Source organism: Mucilaginibacter sp. OK283 (assembly GCF_900110415.1).
Taxonomy (GTDB): domain Bacteria; phylum Bacteroidota; class Bacteroidia; order Sphingobacteriales; family Sphingobacteriaceae; genus Mucilaginibacter.
Genome location: NZ_FODR01000008.1, coordinates 241349 through 263905 on the forward strand (window position 1 = coordinate 241349; position 22557 = coordinate 263905).

The 22557-nt window shown below is 41.8% G+C and carries 19 protein-coding genes; 3 read left to right on the forward strand and 16 right to left on the reverse strand.

The features are described from left to right. The 11 genes from BMX56_RS19065 to BMX56_RS19115 form a co-directional block, all read right to left on the reverse strand. On the reverse strand, nt 1-531 hold the full coding sequence (locus BMX56_RS19065; RefSeq protein ID WP_090651269.1) for an OmpH/Skp family outer membrane protein: 531 nt from the start codon (nt 529-531) through the stop codon (nt 1-3). 15 nt (nt 532-546) lie between these two features. After that, nucleotides 547-3099, reverse strand: coding sequence for an outer membrane protein assembly factor BamA (gene bamA / locus BMX56_RS19070; protein ID WP_090651270.1), 2553 nt, complete (start codon nt 3097-3099; stop codon nt 547-549). A gap of 63 nt (nt 3100-3162) precedes the next feature. Continuing rightward, nucleotides 3163-3903: an isoprenyl transferase gene (locus BMX56_RS19075; protein WP_090651369.1), complete on the reverse strand. Its 741-nt coding sequence runs from the start codon at nt 3901-3903 to the stop codon at nt 3163-3165. 400 nt (nt 3904-4303) lie between these two features. Continuing rightward, entirely contained in the window at nt 4304-4825 is a 522-nt protein-coding gene (locus BMX56_RS19080; protein WP_090651271.1) for an ExbD/TolR family protein, read from the reverse strand. Between the two features lie 128 nt (nt 4826-4953). After that, nucleotides 4954-5742 carry a type IX secretion system protein PorG gene (locus tag BMX56_RS19085; protein WP_090651272.1) on the reverse strand — a complete coding sequence of 263 codons (789 nt, stop codon included), beginning with the start codon at nt 5740-5742 and terminating at the stop codon, nt 4954-4956. Nucleotides 5743-5751: 9 nt separating this feature from the next. Further along, complete coding sequence (locus BMX56_RS19090) at nt 5752-6633, reverse strand: NAD kinase (RefSeq protein ID WP_090651273.1); 882 nt, start codon at nt 6631-6633, stop codon at nt 5752-5754. 163 nt (nt 6634-6796) lie between these two features. After that, nucleotides 6797-7459, reverse strand: a complete 663-nt coding sequence (locus tag BMX56_RS19095; RefSeq protein WP_090651274.1) for a CBS domain-containing protein — start codon at nt 7457-7459, stop codon at nt 6797-6799. Between the two features lie 2 nt (nt 7460-7461). Then, entirely contained in the window at nt 7462-8226 is a 765-nt protein-coding gene (locus tag BMX56_RS19100) for an alpha/beta fold hydrolase (RefSeq protein WP_090651275.1), read from the reverse strand. A gap of 160 nt (nt 8227-8386) precedes the next feature. Next, nucleotides 8387-8836: a GatB/YqeY domain-containing protein gene (locus BMX56_RS19105; protein WP_090651276.1), complete on the reverse strand. Its 450-nt coding sequence runs from the start codon at nt 8834-8836 to the stop codon at nt 8387-8389. 199 nt (nt 8837-9035) lie between these two features. Further along, entirely contained in the window at nt 9036-9794 is a 759-nt protein-coding gene (locus BMX56_RS19110; RefSeq protein WP_090651277.1) for an SDR family oxidoreductase, read from the reverse strand. Nucleotides 9795-9975: 181 nt separating this feature from the next. Beyond that, nucleotides 9976-10440 carry a T9SS type A sorting domain-containing protein gene (locus BMX56_RS19115; protein WP_177183862.1) on the reverse strand — a complete coding sequence of 155 codons (465 nt, stop codon included), beginning with the start codon at nt 10438-10440 and terminating at the stop codon, nt 9976-9978. Between the two features lie 463 nt (nt 10441-10903). Between BMX56_RS19115 and BMX56_RS19120 the strand changes: the two genes are divergently transcribed. Next, the gene (locus BMX56_RS19120; protein ID WP_090651279.1) at nt 10904-12853 is read left to right on the forward strand and encodes a KUP/HAK/KT family potassium transporter; all 1950 of its coding nucleotides are present in this window, start codon (nt 10904-10906) and stop codon (nt 12851-12853) included. 257 nt (nt 12854-13110) lie between these two features. Continuing rightward, the gene (locus BMX56_RS19125) at nt 13111-13719 is read left to right on the forward strand and encodes a phosphatase PAP2 family protein (RefSeq protein WP_255369872.1); all 609 of its coding nucleotides are present in this window, start codon (nt 13111-13113) and stop codon (nt 13717-13719) included. A 409-nt stretch (nt 13720-14128) separates the two neighbouring features. On the opposite strand, the gene BMX56_RS19130 is transcribed toward BMX56_RS19125, so the two are convergent. Then, complete coding sequence (locus tag BMX56_RS19130; protein WP_255369873.1) at nt 14129-14542, reverse strand: DUF5655 domain-containing protein; 414 nt, start codon at nt 14540-14542, stop codon at nt 14129-14131. Nucleotides 14543-14553: 11 nt separating this feature from the next. After that, nucleotides 14554-16488, reverse strand: a complete 1935-nt coding sequence (locus tag BMX56_RS19135) for an amino acid permease (RefSeq protein WP_090651280.1) — start codon at nt 16486-16488, stop codon at nt 14554-14556. An 80-nt stretch (nt 16489-16568) separates the two neighbouring features. Here BMX56_RS19135 and BMX56_RS19140 point away from each other — a divergent pair, with 80 nt between their 5' ends. Beyond that, nucleotides 16569-17234: a phosphatase PAP2 family protein gene (locus BMX56_RS19140; RefSeq protein ID WP_090651281.1), complete on the forward strand. Its 666-nt coding sequence runs from the start codon at nt 16569-16571 to the stop codon at nt 17232-17234. Here BMX56_RS19140 and BMX56_RS19145 read toward each other — a convergent pair whose 3' ends face one another. From BMX56_RS19145 to BMX56_RS19155, 3 genes are all read right to left on the reverse strand, one after another. Next, nucleotides 17235-17900, reverse strand: a complete 666-nt coding sequence (locus BMX56_RS19145) for a hypothetical protein (protein ID WP_090651282.1) — start codon at nt 17898-17900, stop codon at nt 17235-17237. A 228-nt stretch (nt 17901-18128) separates the two neighbouring features. Beyond that, the gene (locus BMX56_RS19150; RefSeq protein ID WP_218152453.1) at nt 18129-20348 is read right to left on the reverse strand and encodes an alpha-galactosidase; all 2220 of its coding nucleotides are present in this window, start codon (nt 20346-20348) and stop codon (nt 18129-18131) included. A 448-nt stretch (nt 20349-20796) separates the two neighbouring features. Next, the gene (locus tag BMX56_RS19155) at nt 20797-22500 is read right to left on the reverse strand and encodes a M3 family oligoendopeptidase (RefSeq protein WP_090651283.1); all 1704 of its coding nucleotides are present in this window, start codon (nt 22498-22500) and stop codon (nt 20797-20799) included. Between the last annotated feature and the right edge of the window lie 57 nt (nt 22501-22557).

Below are 22557 nucleotides of genomic sequence, written 5' to 3' on the forward strand. Positions count from 1 at the left end.
TTATTTGGCTAATACGCCGGGCTTAAGCCCTAATTTGGTTATCACCTCTGCACTTTTATCAAACCTTGGGTTTGCGTACAGCATAATTACCTCGCTATTTTTATCAAAAATGATATCTAAATCATTGCTTTCGGCTACTGCCTGTACAGCTTTAGATACTCTATCCTGAATTGGTTTAACCAATGAGGTACTTTTTTGTGAAAGCTCGCCATCAGGTCCGAATTTTTGACGCTGAAAATCCTTGGCTGCTTTTTCCTTATCTACAATTTCGGCCTCGCGGCGTTTCTTCATATCAGCTGTCATCAACACCTGGTCGGCCTGGTAGGCTTTATATAAACGGTCAATTTCCTGGAAACGGCCATCAACCTCTTTTTGCCATTGATCAGACAAAGCGGCCAGTTGTTTTTGCGATGACGCGTATTCGGGCATATGTTTCAATATATAATCCGAATCTACATATGCAACACGTTGCGCATATGCCCCTGCAAATGCAGTTAACGTTAAAAAGGCTACTAAAATTATCTTTTTCATATATCGCGGTGCAAATTAATTAAATCCGCCGGATAAACTCTGAGAAATTGTAAAATGGAACTGCCCCCTGTTTGCATCAGGCGCACCCGGTATTTTATCAAATCCGTAACCATAATCTAATCCAAGCAAGCCAAATATAGGTAAAAATATTCTTGCACCCACACCTACAGAGCGACGTACGTTAAACGGATTGAACTGGCTAAAATTGTTCCAAACGTTTCCGCCTTCGGCAAATGCTAACAAAAATATAGTTGCTGATTGACTGGCGATAACCGGATGGCGCAGCTCCATGGTGTACTTATTATAGATGGTACTACCTGTATTAGTGTTTTGATTTTCATTTGATCCTTCTGGCACAATTGAGAAGTTTTGGTAACCCCTTAAGCCGATGATCTCGCTACCCTGTAAAAACTGGTAGCTCTGCATACCATCGCCGCCTAATTTAAAGCGCTCAAACGGTGAAGGGCCCACTTCTTTATTATACATACCCAGGAAACCAAACCTTACCTGGCTCATCAGCACAAATTTACCCACAATTTTATTGAACCATTGCGCGTCGTATTTGAATTTATAGTACTCTACAAAGTGGTAACGCTCCTGCGGGGTAGCTACTTTATAGTTCACGTTGTTAAACATGGAATACGGAGGCGTAGCCTGTACGGTAAACTTAATGTTTGAACCCTGTGTAGGGAATATAGGCGCATCAATAGAGTTACGTGTTAATTCCTGTGTTAATTTGATGTTGAACGAAGTACCATTGCTAAACAGGTAACCGGTATAGTTGTCCAGGTTATAGTGGTCAAAGTTTAATGAGTAGTTAAGCTGGAAATAGTTATCCGGCCATTTTAAACGTTTACCCAAAGTAATACCAACACCGTTAATACGCAGGTTATTGTAGTAAGGGCTTGTTTTTGCATAATACTGGCCTGTTGAACTACCTTGTGTATAGGCCGATAAAGCAAAGTAAATTGGCTTTTTACCGCCCAACCATGGCTCACTGAATGTGAACGAGAAGTTTTGATAGGTACGACCGCTTGACTGGCCTCTTAAGCTTAGCTTTTGTCCATCGCCTTTTGGCAGCGGCTTGTAGGCTTTAAGATTAAAGATATTACGTAACGAGAAGTTGTTGAAAGTAAGCCCCAATGTGCCCACCAACTGCCCGCCGCCAAAACCGCCCGAAAGTTCGATCTGGTCTGAAGGTTTTTCAACTACGTTATAAACAATATCTACCGTACCATCCTGCGGATTGATATTGGTTGGCTTAGGCTCAGTCTTCTGCTCGTCAAAATTACCCAGCTGGCCAATTTCACGCGCACTGCGAATCAGCAACTCTTTATTGAATTTTTGGCCTGGCTTAGTTTGGATTTCGCGCAACACAACCTTATCGTTGGTTACATCATTACCTTTAAGGCTTACACGGTTAATGGTGTACTGCGGGCCTTCGTAAATACGAATATCCAGATCAACAGTATCATTATAAACCCTTGTTTGTACCGGGTCGGCGTTGAAGGTTAAATAACCGTCATTCAGGTAAAGAGATGAAACGTCGTCATTACTTGGTGTTGGGCCGCTTAAGCGTTTGTTTAACTCATCTTCGCTAAACACATCGCCTTTTTTAATGTGCAGGATCCTTTCCAATATATCGGCCGGATACTTGGCATTACCACTCCACTGTACTTTACCAAAATAGTATTTAGGGCCTTCGTAAACTTTTATCTTTACATTAACTGTTTGGTCGTCGTGTTTCCAAACAGAATCGCTTACCAATTCAGCGTCGCGATAACCCTTGGCCTGCATTTTTTCGATAAGGTTTAACTTATCCTCTTCGTATTTATCCTGTTTAAATTTCTTCGATCCAAAAAGATTATACCAATGTCTTCTGCGGGTTTTGCTTAAATAACCACGCAAATCACCTTGCGAAAAGGCTTTGTTCCCCTCAAAAGTAACGTCGTTAATTTTAACTTTGGTTTTTTTATCAATTTTAACATCCAATATCACACTGTTAGCATCTCCCGGGTCTTTACGCTGGGTCATGGTTACGGTGGTATTTAAAAATCCTTTTTCGTTAAAATGTTTTTTGATAATGGCCGATGTTGTGCTCAGTAAATTTTCGTTTACTATTTTACCGGTTTTATCGGTCAGCTTTTTCTGAACGTCTTCTATTTCGCCTTTACGGATACCAGTAATATGCAGGCGCGACAAACGTGGCCGCTCTACAACAACAATCTCCAGGTAAACGGTATCCATGTTAATTTTGGTGATATTTAACTGTACATCGTCAAATAAACCCTGCTCGTATAATTTCTTTATTACCTCGGCATTACGCTCGCCCGGCAGGTTAATACGATCACCTTTGGTTAGTTTAGATAACAATATCAGGTTGTCTTTATCAAGGTATTTTACGCCACTTACACTAATACCACCAATAATATAATCGCGCGGATTGAGGTAACTTAAACTATCGGCCGGTATCTGTTTGGTGAGCTGTGGCCTTGGCGCATTTGAAACCTGGGCCAGTGCAGCAGTACCAAAAACAGTGAAAAGAATAGCAAAAAGAAATTTATACATTCGAATATTTTAGTGGGCTAAAATTAATTTATACAGTTGTTAAAATTTGTTAAAAGAAAAAATTTAGTTAACCTGCTCACTGGTCTTACCAAAACGGCGTTCGCGTTTTTGATAATCAAGTATAGCTTCGTACAAATCTTCCTTCCTGAAATCGGGCCACAGCTTGGTTGTAAAATACAATTCGGCATAGGCAATTTGCCATAATAAATAGTTGCTTATCCTATACTCGCCGCCGGTACGTATCAATAGTTCGGGGTCGGGCATATCATTGGTAAATAAGTTGCGTTCAAAAACAGCTTCGTCAATATCTTCAATCTCCAGTTCGCCGCTTTTTACCTGCGCTGCTATATTTTTGGCAGCATGTAAAATTTCGCGCCTCGAGCCGTAGCTTAAAGCCAGTGTAAGAATCACTCCGGTGTTATCCTTTGTGGTTTCCATGGCGTTGTTAAGTTCTTTTAAACATTTGGAGGGCAGCAGATCCAGATCGCCAATGGCATTAAGCTTAATGTTGTTTTTCATAAAGCCGGCTATCTCTTTATGGATGGTGCTTACCATCAACTCCATAATGGCCATTACCTCAAACTTAGGGCGGTTCCAGTTTTCAGATGAGAAGGTATATAGTGTGATATATTTTACACCCAGTTTATCGCATCCTTCAACAACATCCCTTACAGATATTACACCATTGTGATGACCAAATACGCGTAATTTGCCTTTTTCTTTGGCCCAGCGTCCATTGCCATCCATAATGATAGCTACGTGCTTAGGTAGTTTCAACAAATCAATCTGATCCAAATATTCCATATTGCTCATTATCAAAAGCCGGTATTATGGCTATAAAAAAGACATGCTTGTTTTAAATGTCGTCAATGCTATGTCTAATAAATATTTGTTTTTTAGACTAATCCGCTTTTACTAAATCAGCCGTCAACAGCAATAGTTAAATGCCACGTTGCCGGTTTTTTCAGGGTACAAAGGTAAAACTTACTTTGTATTTTTTTAGTATGCCGCAATAAAAGAAAATGTTATTGTAAATAATGTTAATAAATGTCATAAAAAACACATAAATGGCATTTTATACCGCTGTTTATTTTCATTTATAAATCAACAAAACGCAAAAAAGGGCATCAACGATCAGTTAAATGGTCGTGATGCCCGTCAAAAGTATATGTGTAAGGTTAGGTGGAATTACTTGAATATCATTTTAATAAATACCTTTTTGCTTTAAGGCATCTATATCGGGTGTGGCAATATCAACAATAGAATATCTGTCTGTTTTGGTGATGGTAAGTTCGTCCAACGTACTCACCAAACTGCTGTAAACAGAATGGTTACTGGGTTTAACTAAAACAATCATGTCTTTACCATATTTATCATGGATCATTTTATTGGTTTCGATAAGCGCTTTTCGCAAGCCATCATGCCCAAAGCCGACCACAGTAGGCGCAATTACAGGATTCTTAAGTTCGCCCAGGTAATACACAACCTTATCATTTTTTCCAAGGCAAATGGTAAGGCTTCGGCTTGCAGGCACAGGCTGTTCCTTGCTGTCTACTGGCATGGCTAAATCCATCGCCTTTGGCTTGGCCAGTGTTGTGGTCATAATAAAAAAGGTAATGAGCAGGAAAGCCAGGTCGACCATTGCGGTAAGATCAACCCTGAGGTTTTGTTTTTTGCGCCCGCGGGCTGCGCCTGATTTTTGGGGAGAAGCAGTTAATTCGGCCATGACATTATAGATTAAGGTTAAAATTTAAAAGCAGTATTAAATACTGATTTTAATATCAAAACGAACTATAAGATCATTTATTGCGATAATAACAAAATTTAATTTGTTAAATTCTGTTAAATTAAAATTTAATTTTGAAAATAACAGCGCTTGGTAACAAAGGTATACGAGATGGTAAGCCCAACTATAAAATAACTGTCGCGTGGTTTAAGGTCGCCGCGCTGGGTACCGGCCGAGCCAATGTAGATGCCGGTTTTCTCGCCCGACCGATCAGATAATGCCCGGGCGACACCTGTTAATTTACTTTTATCGGCATACATACCGCTTACATCATCAAGGTAGTCGGTAAAGGTGTAGCGGTAGCCCATATCTGCCGCCAGGCTAAACTTTCCGCCGATATTGTATTTTATGCCTATCCCGTACGGAATTACTATCGTATTATCACCATACTGGGTCTTCTGCCCCTCGGTTGTCAGTTGCCTGAGCGATCCGGCACTGCCGTTATAAACCGTACGCGGGTCATAAGCAGTGATGCCTACACCTGCGTATATAAAAGGAGTAAATTTATTAGGACCGGCATCGGGTATATATTTCAGTAAATTAAACTCGCCGATAACGGCAAGCTCCATCACCCCATCGGTAAAACTCAGGTTACGGTCGCGAAATTGCTGGCTGGAGGATGTACTGTCGGCCGCGCCAAATTTTGCATAGCTAAAGTTTAGTTTTGCCGAAAAGTAACCATCAAAATTGCGTTTAACATATAAGCCTGCAGATGCCCCGCTTACTTTAACCGGATTATCGGGGTTTAAATCGCCAATATAACCTGCCCCGCCAACAGAGCCGCCTACCTCCCAGGTTTGGGCCTGTACATGATAAGAAAATAGGAAGAGGAATGCAAAAAGTACAAATTTGGGCATCAAGCAAAATTAATAATTACGGGCATCCAATCCCCATAATAGTTTGTTTCTTAACGTGGTTAAGTAACTTTCATTATTTAACCTGATTAAATTTAGCTGGAAGTTTGCTTTTTGCACCAGGAATTTCATGGTTTCGTCCATAACAGCCATCCGCGAATCGCACGATACCAGGTATTTGGAGCTGCGGGTTTCCACCTCGAAACACAGCTTACTGTTATCGGGCAATATAATTGGACGCACATTCAGGTTATGCGGCGATACCGGGGTAACCACAATACTGTTTGATTGCGGGAATATAATTGGGCCGCCGCAGCTTAGCGAATAAGCGGTTGAACCGGTTGAAGTTGATATGATAAGACCATCGCCCCAATAGGAGTTTAAAAACTCGTCGTTTAAAAACACATGGGTGATAATCATGGCCGCATCATCACGTTTATGAATGGTTACATCGTTAAGCGCGAAGTTATCATTGCCAAACACATTGGTTTTTGAATCGATGCTGAGCAGTTCGCGGCAATCCAGCGTAAACTCCCTGTTTACCACGGCGTGTATAGCCGCGTTAATGTCGCTTTTATTTACACTTGCCAAAAAGCCCAGCCTGCCAAAATTGATACCGATAACGGGGATGCCCGAATCGCGGATAACGGTTACCATATCCAGCAAGGTGCCATCACCGCCAAGGGTTATAAAAATATCTATAAAACCCTTTAATGAGTCGGTGGCTTGCAGGATGTTATATTTTACCCCGTTTATTTTATCCTGCAGATACTCATGAAGCTGATAGTGTACGTAAATATCTACATTGTGCAGCGCCAGGTTATCAAATACCTGCTGTATATAAGGGATAACCGAAGGTTCATTAAATGGCCTGCCGTAAACTGCTATTTTCATGCTTTACATTTTGGGTGGTGAATTTGTTCATGGTTCATAGATCATGGTTCATGGCCGGTTTTCAAATGATATCATGTTATACCAATAACTTTCTGCTATGAACTATGAACCATGAATTATGAACTTTTTATAATGATCCATGAACCCGTGAACCAATGAACGATCAAAGATTGAGATAATTCATGAGCGAATCGTACCGGTCGCGGGCGTTATCGTTGTTGTCGGTATGGTTAAAGGTTGCTTTAATATCATACTCATAACGGAGGAATGTGGCTACAATGGTTGATATATCCTGCTTGTTTATTTTTAACGTTACCTCCATCCGGGTTGAATCGGGGAAGGTTTGTACATATGAACTTAGCACCTGGGCATTATCCGATTCGACAATTTGCGACATGTGTGCCAGGGAATTATTTTTATTATTGATTTCGAGTACGATAATACCACCTGGCTGCGATACCGCTGTGATTTTAGCAAAATATTCGGTAATGGCATTTATCGATATCATGCCCAGATAATTATGCTTGGCATCAAGCACGGGCACTATGGTAAGCTGGCGTTCATAAAACAGGCGGATAACATCATAAATATGCTGATCTTCCAGCACATAAGGATTAACCAACGATAATGCCAATGCGCCAACAGGCACCTGGTTATCACTTTCGTTAACCATATCGTCCTCGGATATAAGGCCCAGAAACTGCTCTTCGTTTACAATTGGCAAATGGCGCACACGAAACTCCACCATACGGTCATAAACCTTCTGTATCGGGTCAGAAGTGTGTACCGGTGGTATCGCGTTAGCCATCAACTCAATTGCAACCATGTTTACTTATCCTTTATTTTCTCTAAAAATGCGCCCAGCAACACGTTAAACTCTTCCGGCCGCTCCATCATAGGGGCATGGCCACATTTATCAAGCCAGTGCAACTCGGCATTGGGTAATAATTCGTTAAATTCCACCGCTACCTCGGGCGGAGTTATTTTATCGTCCTTGCCCCATATTAAACAAACCGGCATTTGCATTTTATGAAGGTCTTTTTTCATATTATGCCTGATAGCCGATTTTGCCATAGCCAGTAACCTTATAACGCTATGCCTGTCGTTTACTAACTTGTATACGTCATTAACCAGCTCATCTGTTGCAATAGCAGGGTCATAAAATGTATATTGTACCTTTTCTCTTACAAAATCAATACTCTCGCGCCGAGGGAACGACCCCCCAAAGGCGTTTTCATATAAACCTGAGCTGCCGGTTAGCACCATGGCCTTTATATTTTCGGGATGAGCCAAAACATATACCAAAGCCACGTGCCCGCCAAGCGAGTTACCAAGCACAGTAATATTGCTTAGTTTTTTAAACTTGATAAACTTATGCACAAATTTCGACAGGCTTTTAACACCTGTAGTAATAAGCGGCATATCATAAATAGGCAATATAGGTATTAATACGCGGTATTTTGATTTAAATTGATTAACCACGCCATCCCAATTGCTCAACGAACCCATTAAACCGTGCAGTAGTAACAGCACCTCGCCTTCGCCCTCATCGATGTAACTAAAACCGTGTTCCTCTTTAAGCACGAAATCCATATAAATAATTAGTATTAATTTTCAATTAACTATACCAAAACCCGTTTTAGTATATAAAATGTGTTAATCCGCTGTAAAATTAGTTTACTGCGAACGAGTTGCAACAATTATAGCAATAATTTATTAATGTATATGTTAACGTTATATTGATTAACCGTTACTATCCTAATAATTGGCGTACAACTTCTGATATAGTTTTGCCATCGGCCTGGCCCGCAAGCTCCTTATTGGCCATACCCATAACACGGCCTAAATCTTTTGTTGATGTGGCACCTATACGGCCTATCAATTCCTCTAAGTAGCCTTCAATTTCAAAACGGGTCATTTGCTGCGGTAAATAAGGTTCAATTACGCGCATTTCTTCCATCTCAATCTCGTACAGATCTTCGCGGTTTTGCGTACGGTAAATATCTGCCGATTCTTTACGCTGTTTAATCAGTTTTTGCAGCACTTTAATTTCAGCCTCCTCGGTAAGTTCCTCGGCGGCTCCTTTTTCTGTTTTGGCTAATAACAAGGCCGATTTTATGGCCCGCAGCCCCCTTAAACGATCTGGCTGTTTGGCCAGCATAGCCAGCTTTATATCCTGGTCTATTTGTGTGATTAGTGACATTATTTAATTAGTGAATTATTGAGTTAGTGAATTAGTGATTTTTGATGTGCAGATTTCAGATATGCAAATGTGCAGATTAATAATTTAGATGGGGAGACGATTAATTCGATGACCGTACCTGAACATTTTCAAATCTTCAAATCCTCAAATTTTCAAATCAATTAATCATCTGCACATCTGAAATCTGCATATCTGCACATTATTTCCGGAATATATTCCCGGCCGTGGCTTGTGCTGTTGGCATAATTACCAGGTCGTTGATGTTTACATGGGGCGGGCGCGATGCTACAAACCAAATGGTTTCGGCAATATCCTGTGCTACCAGGGGTTCAAAGCCATCATATACTTTTTTGGCCCTTTCCTTATCCCCTTTAAAGCGCACCTCCGAAAACTCGGTTTCTACGGCACCGGGATGTATGGCCGTTACTTTTATACCATGAGGCAGCAAATCAATACGCATGCCTTTATTTAGGGCATCAACGGCATATTTGGTAGCGCAATACACGTTTCCATTAAGGTAAACCTCCTTGCCGGCTATCGAGCCTAAGTTTATGATATGGCCTTTGCCGTTTTCAATCATCCAGTTGGATACGATGCGGCTTACATATAATAAACCCTTTACGTTGGTATCAATCATGGTTTCCCAGTCATCAACATTACCGTTTTGTATCGGATCGAGTCCCTGGCTTAGCCCGGCATTATTAATCAATACATCAACATTTTTCCATTGGGCGGGTATGCCATCAAGGTTTTCCTGCACCTGAGCACGGTCGCTCACATCAAATGACGATATGGCTATCTCCGTATCATATTTTTTGTTTAAATGACCGGCCAGTTTCTCCAGCCTTTCCAGTCTGCGGCCGGTAAGTACCAGGTTATATCCTTCGCGGGCAAATACGTGTGCGCATGCCTCGCCTATGCCCGATGTTGCGCCTGTGATTAATGCAATTTTACTCATAATAGAAGTATAACTATGGGTGCGAAATTATGTTTTTTACTTTGGATTATTGTCGTGTGTGGGTAAGGATAGTTTTGGGAGGGAAAGTTGCAAAAACGCACCCGACGAGGCTGCGGACTCTTCGCTTCGCAGAAAAATAAAACAATAAAAGGTGTGGTTAATTCCCGCTTATCAGCAATGATTATAAAACAGAAATCCGCTTGATAACCGATTCAGTACCGGCTACTACACGTACAAAGTAAAAGCCGCGGGTAAGCTTGTTGTTAATCTGATAGTTAATATTATGGTCGCCGCCCTCAACACGCTGGTTAAATACGGTGGTAATATCGTTGCCCAAAACATCCATTATTTTAACGGTAACATTGGTGTTACGGCTAATTGTGTATTTAAGGTTAAGCTGATCAGTTACCGGGTTGGGATATAATTGCACATCATTTAACAATTTATCATCGGGCCGGGATACATTTACTTTTATTGTTGATGTAACCGCAGGCTTCAACGGCGGCAGCGCCAGGTGAAGCCCGTTTTTTAAATAGGAAGGTTTACCGCCCTTAGTTTTGGTTACGTGGTATACGGTATCACTTTTAAATTTATTAGCATCGGCTTTTTGAGGAGACGCAATCCCTTTGGCAAATGCAAAATTCATAAAAATTGCCATCGCAATTAATATGGACCACGCATAAGTGTAAGTAAAAGGGTAAGTAATTTTTCGCCTCATTTTTAAGTTTCCGTACAAAAGTATAAATAATGCCCTCACGGCCTAAGTAATTGACGTTTTTGTTAATATTTTTAACAAAATTTAACAATGAGGACTGTTTTATAGTATAGACTGACTAAAGCCTTATACGTTTAATATTTATTTAAGTTTGAATGAAATAGTGTTTTTTATACATTTATTAAACTTAATCAAAAAGAATGCTTTTTGCGGTTTATTTTTTAACATTTATATCATTATACAGCATTGGGTTTCAATTACTTCATTATTGTTTATTAAACGCCCATGAAATTTGCATTATTTATAAAAAACTTCCTAATTCTTCATGAACTCTTAATAATTTGACTTTGAAATGTAAAAAATTAATATTTTTGCCGTCTCAAACTAACACATAGTGTCAAATCATAAAGATCTGCAAAAACTGTCGGCAGCCGGCCTGCTCATCAGTTTAGGAATAATTTACGGTGATATTGGTACCTCGCCATTATACGTATTCAAGGCCATTGTTGGTACCAACCACATTTCAGAAACATTAATACTGGGAGGTGTTTCCCTTATTTTTTGGACTTTAACGCTTCAAACCACCCTGAAATATGTGGTAATAACGTTACGTGCAGATAACAAGGGCGAAGGTGGCATTTTCTCGCTGTTTTCATTAGTACGTCGTAAAGCCAAATGGCTGATAGTGCCTGCGGTGATAGGCGGCTGCGCACTGCTTGCCGATGGTATTATTACCCCACCCATTACTATTTCATCGGCTATTGAGGGTTTACAAACGTATTACCCCAATTTGCCAACCGTAAAAATTGTTATAGCCATTATTACAGCGCTGTTTATTATACAACAGTTTGGCACATCGTTGGTTGGTAAGGCATTTGGGCCAATAATGTTTATCTGGTTTACTATGATGGGCGTACTTGGTATCTCCTATATAGTGCATTCGCCTGGTATAATCAGGGCGCTTAATCCCTATTATGCTTATGAATTATTAAGCTCAACCGGCAGCCACAACGCTTTTATCATATTAGGCGCCGTATTTTTGTGTACTACCGGGGCCGAGGCGTTATATTCAGACCTGGGACACTGCGGAAAATCAAACATTCGCATCAGCTGGATTTATGTTAAGGCATGTTTAATCTTAAACTACCTTGGCCAGGCGGTTTGGTTACTGCAAAGTAACGGATCGGTAATGGACCTTAACGTGAACAACCCCTTTTATAAAATAATGCCGGAGTGGTTTTTGATATTCGGTATCGGTATCGCTACCGTAGCCGCTATTATTGCCAGCCAGGCTTTAATATCCGGGTCGTTCACACTAATTGCCGAGGCGGTTAGGCTTAACCTGTGGCCAAAAGTAAAAATCAATTATCCATCTGAGCAAAAGGGGCAATTATATGTGCCCAGCGTTAACTGGCTGCTGTGGGCCGGCTGTTTAGGTGTGGTGCTAATATTCCGCCATTCGGATAAAATGGAGGCGGCTTATGGTTTAAGTATCACCGTGGCCATGTTAATGACCACTATACTGGTATCAAAATTCCTGAAACGTAAAAAAGTGCCAAACTACATTATCAATACATTTTTGGCAATTTACCTGGTTATTGAAGGCACTTTCCTTACAGGTAACCTGGTTAAGTTTTTGCATGGCGGCTGGTTTACACTTTCGATAGGCTTTTTATTGTTCACGGTGATGTGGACATGGCATACTGCCCGTAAGATAAGGAACCGGTATGTTAAATTTGTTGGAATTGATGATTATTACAACATCATTAACGAGTTGAGCGCCGATGAAAGCGTGCCCAAATATGCATCACAACTGGTGTATTTAACCAGCGCCAACTTCAATTCTGAAATTGAATCAAAAATTGTTTACTCAATTTTACAAAAGCAACCCAAACGGGCCGATGTATACTGGCTGGTTCACGTTGATGTAGTGGACGAACCTTACAAACGCGAATACGAAGTAGACTTTTTGATACCTAATAAACTGATCCGTATCGATTTCAAACTCGGTTTTAGAGTTGAGCAGCAAATTAACCTGTTATTCCGTAGAGTGGTTGAAGACCTGGTGAAAAAAGGCGAAGTTGATATCACCAGTCATTACAAATCATTGAATAAGCATAAAATTGTTGGTGACTTTAGGTTTGTGGTGATCGAGAAAATTTTCTCCCGTTCGCATAGCTTATCATTTTATGAGCGTTTTATCATGGATTTTTATGTTTACCTGAAACATTTAAGCCTTTCGGAAGAACGTGGCTTTGGTCTTGATTTAAGCTTTGTTACGGTTGAAAAAGTACCGTTGATGTTATCAATACCTGATGCTATTGAAATTCATAGGGTAAATTAGCTTTCACCCCGCCCTTTCCAAAGTAGAAGGGGCCTGATATAAGATATTTTTACGTAAGTGGAAATTAAAATAAGGCCCCTCCTACTGGGGCTTTATTGTTTTACACCTTTTAAACTGATTTGCAAAGTATTATTATCGCGAGGATGCCTGGCGCACATTTTTTCAACGGCCTCCTTTAGAGCGGGCATAGCGAGGCAAATAAATTCAGTATTACTACAGATTGTTTTCACATATTTACAACGCTGAAGTAATATCCTGTGAAAAAAAAATTACAATTAACCCTGTTATCCCTGCTTTTTGCCACGGGTTTATTTGCCCAGGGGGCCGATCTTAACCTGCTTAAAAGTATTAACGGGCCACCAAACGGTGCCGATAGTAAATGGAAGTTTATGAGCGATAAAGCTGTCATAGTAAACGTGGCGGCCCCTATAAGTTTAGTTGTTGCCGGCTATATTAACCACGATGACAACCTCAAAATAAGCGGTTTACAAACAGCCGCGTCATTTATTGTTGCCGGTGGTGCAACCTTCGTAGCTAAAAAGGTATTTAACCGCGAACGGCCTTTTGTTACCCATCCCGACGTAATATATGCCAAAGAATATCCAACAGACCCGTCATTCCCATCAGGACATACTGCTTTTGCATTTTCAACGGCCACATCGTTAAGTTTGGCTATTCCTAAATGGTACGTTATAGCGCCATCGTTTGCATTTGCCGGCGCGGTAGGCTATTCACGAATGTACCTGGGTGTGCACTACCCCAGTGATGTTTTGGGCGGGGCAATAGTTGGCGCCGGCTCAGCATACCTTACCTGGAAGCTGCAGAAATGGATTGTGGGGAAAAAGCCTAAGGAAATGGTTCATTAGGAGCCATAATGAAACGCGTCATCGCTTCGTTCCGACTCACTATTTATAATAAACTCTGATGCGTAACGCCTGTTAGTCTGAGCTTGTCGAAGACTCGCGGGGAAGGCCTTGCCTAAGATACTTCGGTAAGCTACCCATAACATGTCCAATTTTCCTGTCATCCTGAGGTGCGAAGGATCTATTAGCTATGTATGATAGATAGAAAAGTTTGCGAATAGATACTTCGTACCTCAGCATAACAGTCTTTTATTTCTGAATGTCATTACCCTTCAGAATTTCGTGAAATTTTACCGCTCAGCATGACAGCACTGTTAGTAGGGCATTCTCATTTTCAGAGGCAATTGGGTTTTACATTTCGTAACGGCAATCTATAGGTTACATAATAATAACACATCTTAGGCGACAAGTGCTATCTCCCATTTGCTATTGCAAGGAGTATATACTTTCTCAGCTCTTCATTAATATCCTCCTTAAAATACATCCTGAAGTAATGGTTGTGCTGGTTAGTACCGGGTACGGTTTTTATTTTGCTGAAACAGAGGTTATCGGCATGTATTTCATTAAACGGAAAAACCACATCAATAAAGTTTTTGCCTAATTGGGTTACGTAGGCAAAATTGGTATGCAGACCAAGTGCTATCATACTTTTAGTAGGATAAACTTTGATGGGCGCCATGGCTAAAAACTCTTCTACCAGGTAATCAAACAACTCAACCGTTTGGGCAGATTTACCATTCAAAAAATCGCCCAGGTTGCGTTCGCGACAGGAGTGTACCTGGTTGGTATTTGTAAATTCGCGGCTGCAAATGGGGCATATCCACATAAAGTTATTAGTTAGGCCGTTTTAACCTCCCTGCCTAATACACTGTTTTTGTAGCTGTAGGTAAAGTAGATAACCAGACCTATTACCAGCCATATCAGAAACCGGAGCCAATTGGTATAACCAAGCTCGGTCATGAGGTAAAAGCAGCTCATGAGCCCTAAAACGGGTATCAGCGAAAAGTTTTTGAGGAAACTATATATAGCAATTATAATAATGAGGATAAAGAACAGGTAATTAGGAAAATTGTACAGGAAGCCATCAAAACCAAGATGGTATTTTTTAAGCTCACTGATTGGTGTTATCCGTAAGGCGCTGTTAAATTTATCTTCTTCCAGATCTTTAAAATATTTTTTTTGCGAAGCAGTGTCAGCCAAGGCGGGTGTCCCGGTGTTGAGTTTAACTACAGAAGCATATATGGCCTTTATTTCGCCTGCGTTAAGGGCGTCAATTATGACAGGTTTTTCTCTCAGTTTTTTAAACTGCATCATTTCAACCTGGGGGGCAGGTTTAAAGTAAACTATCGAGCCCAGGATAATGATAGTTATCAATGGCACTATGTATTTGCCATTGGCGTATGGCAAATGAAATTTGCCTTTAACCGCCTCTTCGCGCGGAAGCAATAAAACACCGCCGCAAACCAGTACAAAGGCAAACAAGGTGCCTATGCTTGTTAAATCAGTCACCTCGGTAAGGTTCATGAATAAGGCTGGTATTGCCACCACAAAACCTGTAATTACTGTTGCAAAGGCTGGTGTATGATATTTGGGGTGAATGCGGGAAAACGCTTTTGGTAATAAACCATCGCGGCTCATGCTCATCCAGATACGGGGCTGCCCTAACTGGAATATTAATAATACACTTGCCGTTGCAATTACCGCGCTTATGGATATTACGTAGCTTACCTTATGCAAGCCAACTTTGGCAAATACAAAAGCCAGCGGATCGCCTACCTGTAAGTCTTTATAACTTACCATCCCGGTAAGTACCAGTGCTATCAGGATATATAGAACCGTACAAATAATAAGGGAATATATCATACCGCGGGGTAAGTCGCGCTGCGGTTTTTCACATTCTTCGGCCGTGGTCGAAATAGCATCAAACCCGATATAAGCAAAAAACACACCCGAAACGCCCTTCATGACACCGCCAAAGCCATTAGGCATAAAAGGGTGCCAGTTGGCCGGGGTAACATAAAAAAAGCCCACTACAATAACGGCAATAACAATCAGTACCTTTAGGATAACCATGGCATTGGTGGCCTTTTTTGTTTCGCGGATACCAATATAAACCAGGTACGTAATAATAAAAACAATACCCAGGGCCGGCAAATTGGCTATCAGCTTAAAATTACCTACGCCGGGCGCATTATCCCAGGCAACTGCCCCTGCTTTTAGCCTGTCGGCAATATCTGCAAGTACTGCCCCATGTTTGGTTACAGCTTCGTGCCCCCTTAGTGCCGAAACGTAATCCATGGTAAGGTATTTAGGTAAATGAATATTAAAGCCTTCAAGCAGGTTTACAAAATATTCGCTCCATGATATAGCTACAGCGATGTTGCCAATAGCATATTCCATTAATAAATCCCAGCCAATTATCCAGGCTATCAGTTCGCCAAAAGAAGCGTATGCGTAAGTATAGGCGCTGCCTGCCACCGGTATGCGCGATGCAAATTCGGCATAGCATAGTGCCGAAAAACCGCAGGTAACGGCCGTAACAATAAATAACAGAGAAACGGCCGGTCCGCCGTGAAACGAGGCTTCGCCGATGGTGCTGAAAATGCCCGCCCCAACTACGGCGGCTATCCCCATCAGGGTTAAATCTTTTACGTTTAATTCTTTTTTTAGTTGGGAGTTTACTGTGCCGGGATGTTCACTATCGCTGAAACCGCATTCAACATCATGTAATATTTTCGAGACTGATTTTTTACGAAATATGCTTTTCGACATTTAATTTAAATAATAAGTGCAACCTATTCCCAAACATAATCATTTTTTTGCATTAGATAAGTATATGCTTACTTTGCATCATGAAGATAGGGGTACAAGATGTTTTATACAGGATAAGGCCATTTTTTTTACTTTACCTTATTGTTTTGTGCACCTGTTTGGTTATCAAACTGCTATATACCCGCGAGCAGATTTTTTTTGCGGTAAATGGGTGGAACAGTCCCTGGGCCGATTATATTGAACCCTACATGACCGACCTTGGCGACGGCCTTACCGCGGTTACACTTTCATTGGTTTTTCTGTTATTTAGCTATCGTAAATTCCTGTTGCTGGCATCAAGCTATCTTTTAACCGGGTTTGTGGCCCAGGTAATTAAATATTTTGCCGATGCACCGAGGCCCAGTTTGTATTTTAAAGACCAGTGGGCACCGGTACATACAGTTAAAGGAGTAGAAATTCTAACATATAATAGTTTCCCTTCGGGACACACTACCAGTGCCTTTTCGGCAGCGGTGGTGCTGGCTTACCTTGCAACAAAAAAAGGCTGGGGTATCCCAGCCTTACTTATGGCCATATTAATTGGCTATTCAAGAATGTACCTTACCGAACACTTTTTTGAAGATGTTATAGGAGGTTCGGCTATCGGCGTTATAGTTACTGTTTTGTGGGTTACCTGGTTAGAAAACAAGCAGTTTATCCATTCCGAAAAATGGCGTACCGGGTTAATTAAAACAGTCTTTAAATAATTAGCCTTCGGCAGCCAACCGTTTTTTACGACGGATGGTTACCAGCACAATAATGATAATGAGTGGCAGCCCCCCGTATAACCCCACTTTAACCGGGGTTGATAAGCCTTTTGCGTTTGAAATATACTGATCGTTACGTTTCAAATCAGGCGCCAATTTAATAGAACTGGAAAACTCGTTTAGCTCGGCCTTGGCAAGTTCGGCCCTGGCTTCCGGGTAATAATATTCAAGCGTATAAGTAACATCCTGCGTATATATCAAAATAAACTTTCGTAACTGCGCCGCTTCGCCGGTCGATCCGCTATTATCGACCCGCAGGGTAAACACCCGTGCTTCAAGGTTGCCAATAGTTGTATCGCGCGGGTTCATAATACTGCCGTTGCGCGATTGCTTCCTGATGCCATCGGCAAAAGTATTAAATACCTTTTTCAGGTCTTTTTCTTTATTTAGCGGCTTATTGTTAGCTGCGTTTTGGGCGCGGATTACACTTATAAACCCAAGGGAGGCCGTACCCTGGTAAATTTGCTGGCCCAATGTATCTTTCTTAGTAAAGTTTGCAGGTAAAGAGACCGTAACCAAACTATCAATCTTGACTGGCTTAAGTACCTGACTAAAGCCTAAAGTTGCAAACAGGATGAAGCTTAAACTTAAAATTGTCTTTTTCATAGATTGTTTAACTCTAAAAAGAGCAAACGGTTTTAAAAAAGAATCGAAAGAGAGTCTTTTGCTGATTATAAAAGAATGGTAATTGCTTGTTTTTTAACAGGTTGATAATTGCTTGAGTAACTATTCAATAAAGCTATAACGATAATTGCCTGTTATTGTATTGTGTTTTTAATTGTACATGGCCAGATATATTATCGATTTTCCTGTTGCTTTGTGCTAACAGCATGGCTACTCCACCAAAAACCAGGTATAGCTTTCTGCATCTATTGTAAAGGTTAATTTGGCGGTATAATCGCGGTTAAGTTTTACGTTGATTTTCGATTTTCCCTGCTCCAAAAATGTTGCTGATTGCGTAAGCCCCGTGTAATAAAGCGGTACTTTGATAGTCCGCGTTATTTTTTGTTTCAGCGGATTATACAGCATAACAAGCCCTTTAACGGGTAACTGCGGGTTAACATGCATGATGCCGTCCCAATCACGCCCATCGGCGCGCCTTAAATGAATGATATCTGAGTTAAGAATATCGCGGTACTTTTTATACCAGTTAATTACCCCGGTTACTGTTTGCTTTGTTGCCGGGCTATCGTACAAACGCGGGCCGCGGTAGCAAGCCTGTACACCGACGCCATAATATTGCATCATTAAGGCTTTATAATCCTTCAAATGATCTTTTAGCGGTTCAAGTACAGCCTCCGGCCCGCCGCCCTGGTATTTGGTAAGCGGCACAAAACCCCATACCATTGATGGAATTTCGGTCCAAAGGCCATCAAAAATGTTTTGCCTGTTCAATATCACCTGCTGCCCGCGCGAAAGCGAAAAATTCACTTCGCGGTAGCCAATGGCAATTTTGTTGGTGCCATCCAAAAAATACCAGTCAGGGGCGTTAATGTAAACACCCCGGTTGTTTAGCCAGTGGTACAGTTCTTTCTGAATAGCCATTTGCTGCCATTGGCTATCTTCTAAACCTTTATGCCCCGGATGAGTGGTTGATGCACAAACATCGCCGGGGTATGGACCATCGTTTTCCCAAATATCAAAGCCGGTTGTGGCATAAAACTTTTTAATTTTATCGCGGTAGCCCAATCCCCATTTGCTGCCATAGCAAGGTGCGTTCCCAAAAAGCGCACCGCCCGGTTTGCCGGTTTTAGGGTCAATAACATCATCCGAATCGCTGATGCGCCGGGAGCTGAATAACGAATAGCCGCCAATTTTAACATTTTTACCATGCGCATAATCAGCCAGCACTTTCCACCGGTTTAAATTTTGCATGGTGGTATCTTCCTGGTTTACCTGACTGCCAAAACTCATTATCAAAGCTTCGTACCCGGTGGCAGCGCATTGATCAATAGCACCGCGTACCTCATCGTCGCTTTTGCTTACCAGGTGCATAAAAATGGGATTGGCGGTTACCCAGGGTGCAATGGTACGGTACATTTTGCGTATAGCAAGGCCGCGGCGCTCGCGGTCATAACTATCCATCAGCAATTCATAGGTTTGAATCGACGTAAAATCTTCGCCGGGCCTTAGCTGTACGCCCAATACCCTTTCAGGGTATACCTCAAGCAGGCAAGGTGTTTGATAATCATAGTTAACCTGCGATGTGTAGGCTGGGTCGGCCTTCCAGTGCGTGGTTTGGTCGCTAAGGATGTAGCGCATGGCGTTGTTAAACGCGTAATTGCTTTCAAAATAGATACCGCGCGGCGGCTGCATTTGGGTTGTGCTGCCAACTACGGCGGTTTCTTCTTCTACCATGCCCAGTATTTCGTTAGCCACCTGCCCAAGTGTAATGCTGCCTGTTGACTGGTTTTGAACGCTAACCCATTTACTGACAAGCGGCAGGCCATCATAAATATTGTAATGTACGCTTACAACAATACCTTTTAAATCATGAAGTGCCGATTGGTAAACAAAAGTAATTGTTTTGCCGGCAGCCTGTTTTTTATTAGTGGCCCACCAGCCGTCACTTTTCCAGTTGATAATAGTTTTTATAGGGCCTACCTGGTAATGGCTGAATTTGAAATCGCTATCATTGGCTTTAAGCTCGTCTAACTGTCCGGGAACCAGGTAGGCATTTTCCTTTTGACCATACAAGCCGCCAACGTTATAGCTTTTACCATTTACCTGGATGCGCGCTTCGGGTTTTACCGAACGTAATAGCTGCTGATGGTTTTGCAGGTTAATAAAATCGTAACAGGCAACATTGGGCGTAATGCGGAAACTTCGCTTTAGCAAGCCATTGTATAAAATAATGTTTTTGCCATCGGCACTTTGGTATATGGCAGCTTTTTCAAGTGCAGGCTTAACCAGCCAATCTGCCGGTTCATCCTGCCTGGTTGCGGTATTCCAAACGGGCAATGATTGTGCATACAATGGGGCGGTACTTTGGAAAGTGCCGATAAGCAGGAATAGCGTGATTAACCTACCCCAAAATGAGTTAGCTGATTTCAAGTGTTTAGTAATTGGTTGCCATAAAAATAAGACATGTTTAGCGCATTAAGCAAGCTGCTTGCTTTACAAAGAGGTATTTAGATGCTGTTGCGCTTCAGGCGCGTTAATCTTGCCCGGTTGTATTGCTGCAATAGTATAGCGCAAACGTTGTATGATTTGTACGAAGGAGACGCAATTATGCGATTTCTACCTTGGGAGAGATAAATTTGACCATCAATACCTCGCAATGATACATTTGTAAGTTATTGACTGTCAGTATAAAATATCCGTCATTGCGAGGTACGAAGCAATCCCCGACATGCTAAGTCCCATATAGTTCGGGATTGCTTCGTACCTCGCAATGACGGTAGTTTAGAACATTCGTTTAACTATATTCGTTGCACGTCATAACGTTTTTTTCAGCTTTGCCTAATGGATACTCGCAACGACGGTTTTAATAAGAACTCTTTTACCCAATCTTATCCATTTCGCCCTTTACAAACTCCGCCAGTTCCTTTACATATCCGGCGCTGAAATCAAACTTAATTCCGGCGGTTTCGTAAATTTCTTTGATGGTTTTGGTGTAGCCAAGCTTCAGGGCATCCATGTATTGTTGTAGGCCTTTCTCGGGGTTTTCTTTATAGTTTTTCCATACGGCAATTGCGCCTAACTGGGCCATGCCATACTCAATATAGTAAAATGGCACTTCAAAAATGTGCAATTGCTTTTGCCATAGGTTTGCTTCAGCATCGGGATGTTCGCTCCAGTCAACAAAACCGGCACCAAATGGTTCGTAAATTTCCATCCAGGCGGCACGTCGGTCGGCATCGGTATGGTCGGGGTTGGTATAAATCCAGTGCTGAAACTGATCGACCACGGCCACCCACGGCAAGGTTTTCAATACGTCGAACAATTGATCGCGTTTGGCACGTTTCAGGTCTTCTTCGTTATCAAAAAACACATTCCAGTTATCCATCGAGATCAGCTCCATCGACATAGAAGCCAGCTCGGCAACTTCGGATGGGCAATGTTTAAAATCGTTTAACTCCAGGTCGGCAGTAAGGAAGGTATGTACCGCGTGCCCGCCCTCGTGTACCATGGTGGTTAAATCGCGGAAGGTATTGGCCGAATTCATGAAAATGAAAGGCGCGCCGGTTTCTGATAGCGGGTAGTTGTAACCGCCCGGTGCTTTGCCTTTGCGGCTTTCCACATCAAACAGGTTATTATCTTTCATGATCTCTAAACGCTCGCCCAGGTAACGGTTGATGTTACTGAAACACTGGATTGATTTTTCGATCAGGTCATTACCATTTTGAAATGGTTTTAACGCCGGTTTGCCCGATACATCAACATCCATATCCCATGGTTTTAAAGCAGGTAAATTAAGCGCTTTCTGCCGTTTTTCGGCCTGCTCGCGCAGGATAGGAACAATCTCCTTTTCAATGGCCTCGTGGAATGCATAGCAATCCTGCGGGGTATAATCAAAACGGCCTAATGCCTGGAACATGTAATCCCTGAAGTTTTCGAAGCCCGTGTTTAGCGCTACTTTATGACGCAATTTGCGCAAGTGGTCAAAAAGCGTATCCAGTGTGTCTTTTTCCTGCAAACGGCGATTGGTTATCTTTTCCCAAACCTCCTGGCGCTTAGCGCGGTCTGTTCCTTTTAAAAACACCGATGCCTGCTCCAGGGTATATTCCTTATCGTCAATATGAACCGACATAGCGCCCGTTATCGACTGGTATTTTTGCTGCTCCACCTGGATTTCGGTTTGTACCGGGATATTCTCTTCGCGGAAAAGCTCTAAGCTTTTTTTGATCGCCCGTAAAAACACGAAATATTTTTCGCTATCCAACTGATCGACATAAGGACTTGCAACCAGCTTTTTGTTCAACCCGTTATCATAAGGCGCGATTTTTGGTGAAATTTCGGTAGCAAAATACTGGAAGCTTTGTAGCAATTCTTCGCTGGTGGTATCGCAGGTCATGCGAATATAGCGCCAGGCCGAATCTTCTTCTAAAGCGGCTTCCAGTTCACTCCTGTCATGCAGCCATTTTTCCAGCTCCTGAACCGAGTTTATGGGGCGGTCCAATAATTCTTTGTAAAACGGTTCAAGCGTTTCCCATTTAATGTCAAGCGTAGCCGGGATATATTTTCTTGTTTTTTTGTGGATCATAATTTTCAGATGTACAGATATGCAAATATGCGGATTTAGTTGGAAAGACCGGAAGTC

What these genes read in the sequence shown, in the direction of transcription:
- BMX56_RS19065 (WP_090651269.1), bottom strand. Translation starts at nt 531, where the DNA reads ATGAAAAAGATAATTTTAGTAGCCTTTTTAACGTTAACTGCATTTGCA.
- bamA (WP_090651270.1), bottom strand. Translation starts at nt 3,099, where the DNA reads ATGTATAAATTTCTTTTTGCTATTCTTTTCACTGTTTTTGGTACTGCT.
- BMX56_RS19075 (WP_090651369.1), bottom strand. Translation starts at nt 3,903, where the DNA reads ATGGAATATTTGGATCAGATTGATTTGTTGAAACTACCTAAGCACGTA.
- BMX56_RS19080 (WP_090651271.1), bottom strand. Translation starts at nt 4,825, where the DNA reads ATGGCCGAATTAACTGCTTCTCCCCAAAAATCAGGCGCAGCCCGCGGG.
- BMX56_RS19085 (WP_090651272.1), bottom strand. Translation starts at nt 5,742, where the DNA reads ATGCCCAAATTTGTACTTTTTGCATTCCTCTTCCTATTTTCTTATCAT.
- BMX56_RS19090 (WP_090651273.1), bottom strand. Translation starts at nt 6,633, where the DNA reads ATGAAAATAGCAGTTTACGGCAGGCCATTTAATGAACCTTCGGTTATC.
- BMX56_RS19095 (WP_090651274.1), bottom strand. Translation starts at nt 7,459, where the DNA reads ATGGTTGCAATTGAGTTGATGGCTAACGCGATACCACCGGTACACACT.
- BMX56_RS19100 (WP_090651275.1), bottom strand. Translation starts at nt 8,226, where the DNA reads ATGGATTTCGTGCTTAAAGAGGAACACGGTTTTAGTTACATCGATGAG.
- BMX56_RS19105 (WP_090651276.1), bottom strand. Translation starts at nt 8,836, where the DNA reads ATGTCACTAATCACACAAATAGACCAGGATATAAAGCTGGCTATGCTG.
- BMX56_RS19110 (WP_090651277.1), bottom strand. Translation starts at nt 9,794, where the DNA reads ATGAGTAAAATTGCATTAATCACAGGCGCAACATCGGGCATAGGCGAG.
- BMX56_RS19115 (WP_177183862.1), bottom strand. Translation starts at nt 10,440, where the DNA reads ATGAATTTTGCATTTGCCAAAGGGATTGCGTCTCCTCAAAAAGCCGAT.
- BMX56_RS19130 (WP_255369873.1), bottom strand. Translation starts at nt 14,542, where the DNA reads ATGTGGATATGCCCCATTTGCAGCCGCGAATTTACAAATACCAACCAG.
- BMX56_RS19135 (WP_090651280.1), bottom strand. Translation starts at nt 16,488, where the DNA reads ATGTCGAAAAGCATATTTCGTAAAAAATCAGTCTCGAAAATATTACAT.
- BMX56_RS19140 (WP_090651281.1), top strand. Translation starts at nt 16,569, where the DNA reads ATGAAGATAGGGGTACAAGATGTTTTATACAGGATAAGGCCATTTTTT.
- BMX56_RS19145 (WP_090651282.1), bottom strand. Translation starts at nt 17,900, where the DNA reads ATGAAAAAGACAATTTTAAGTTTAAGCTTCATCCTGTTTGCAACTTTA.
- BMX56_RS19155 (WP_090651283.1), bottom strand. Translation starts at nt 22,500, where the DNA reads ATGATCCACAAAAAAACAAGAAAATATATCCCGGCTACGCTTGACATT.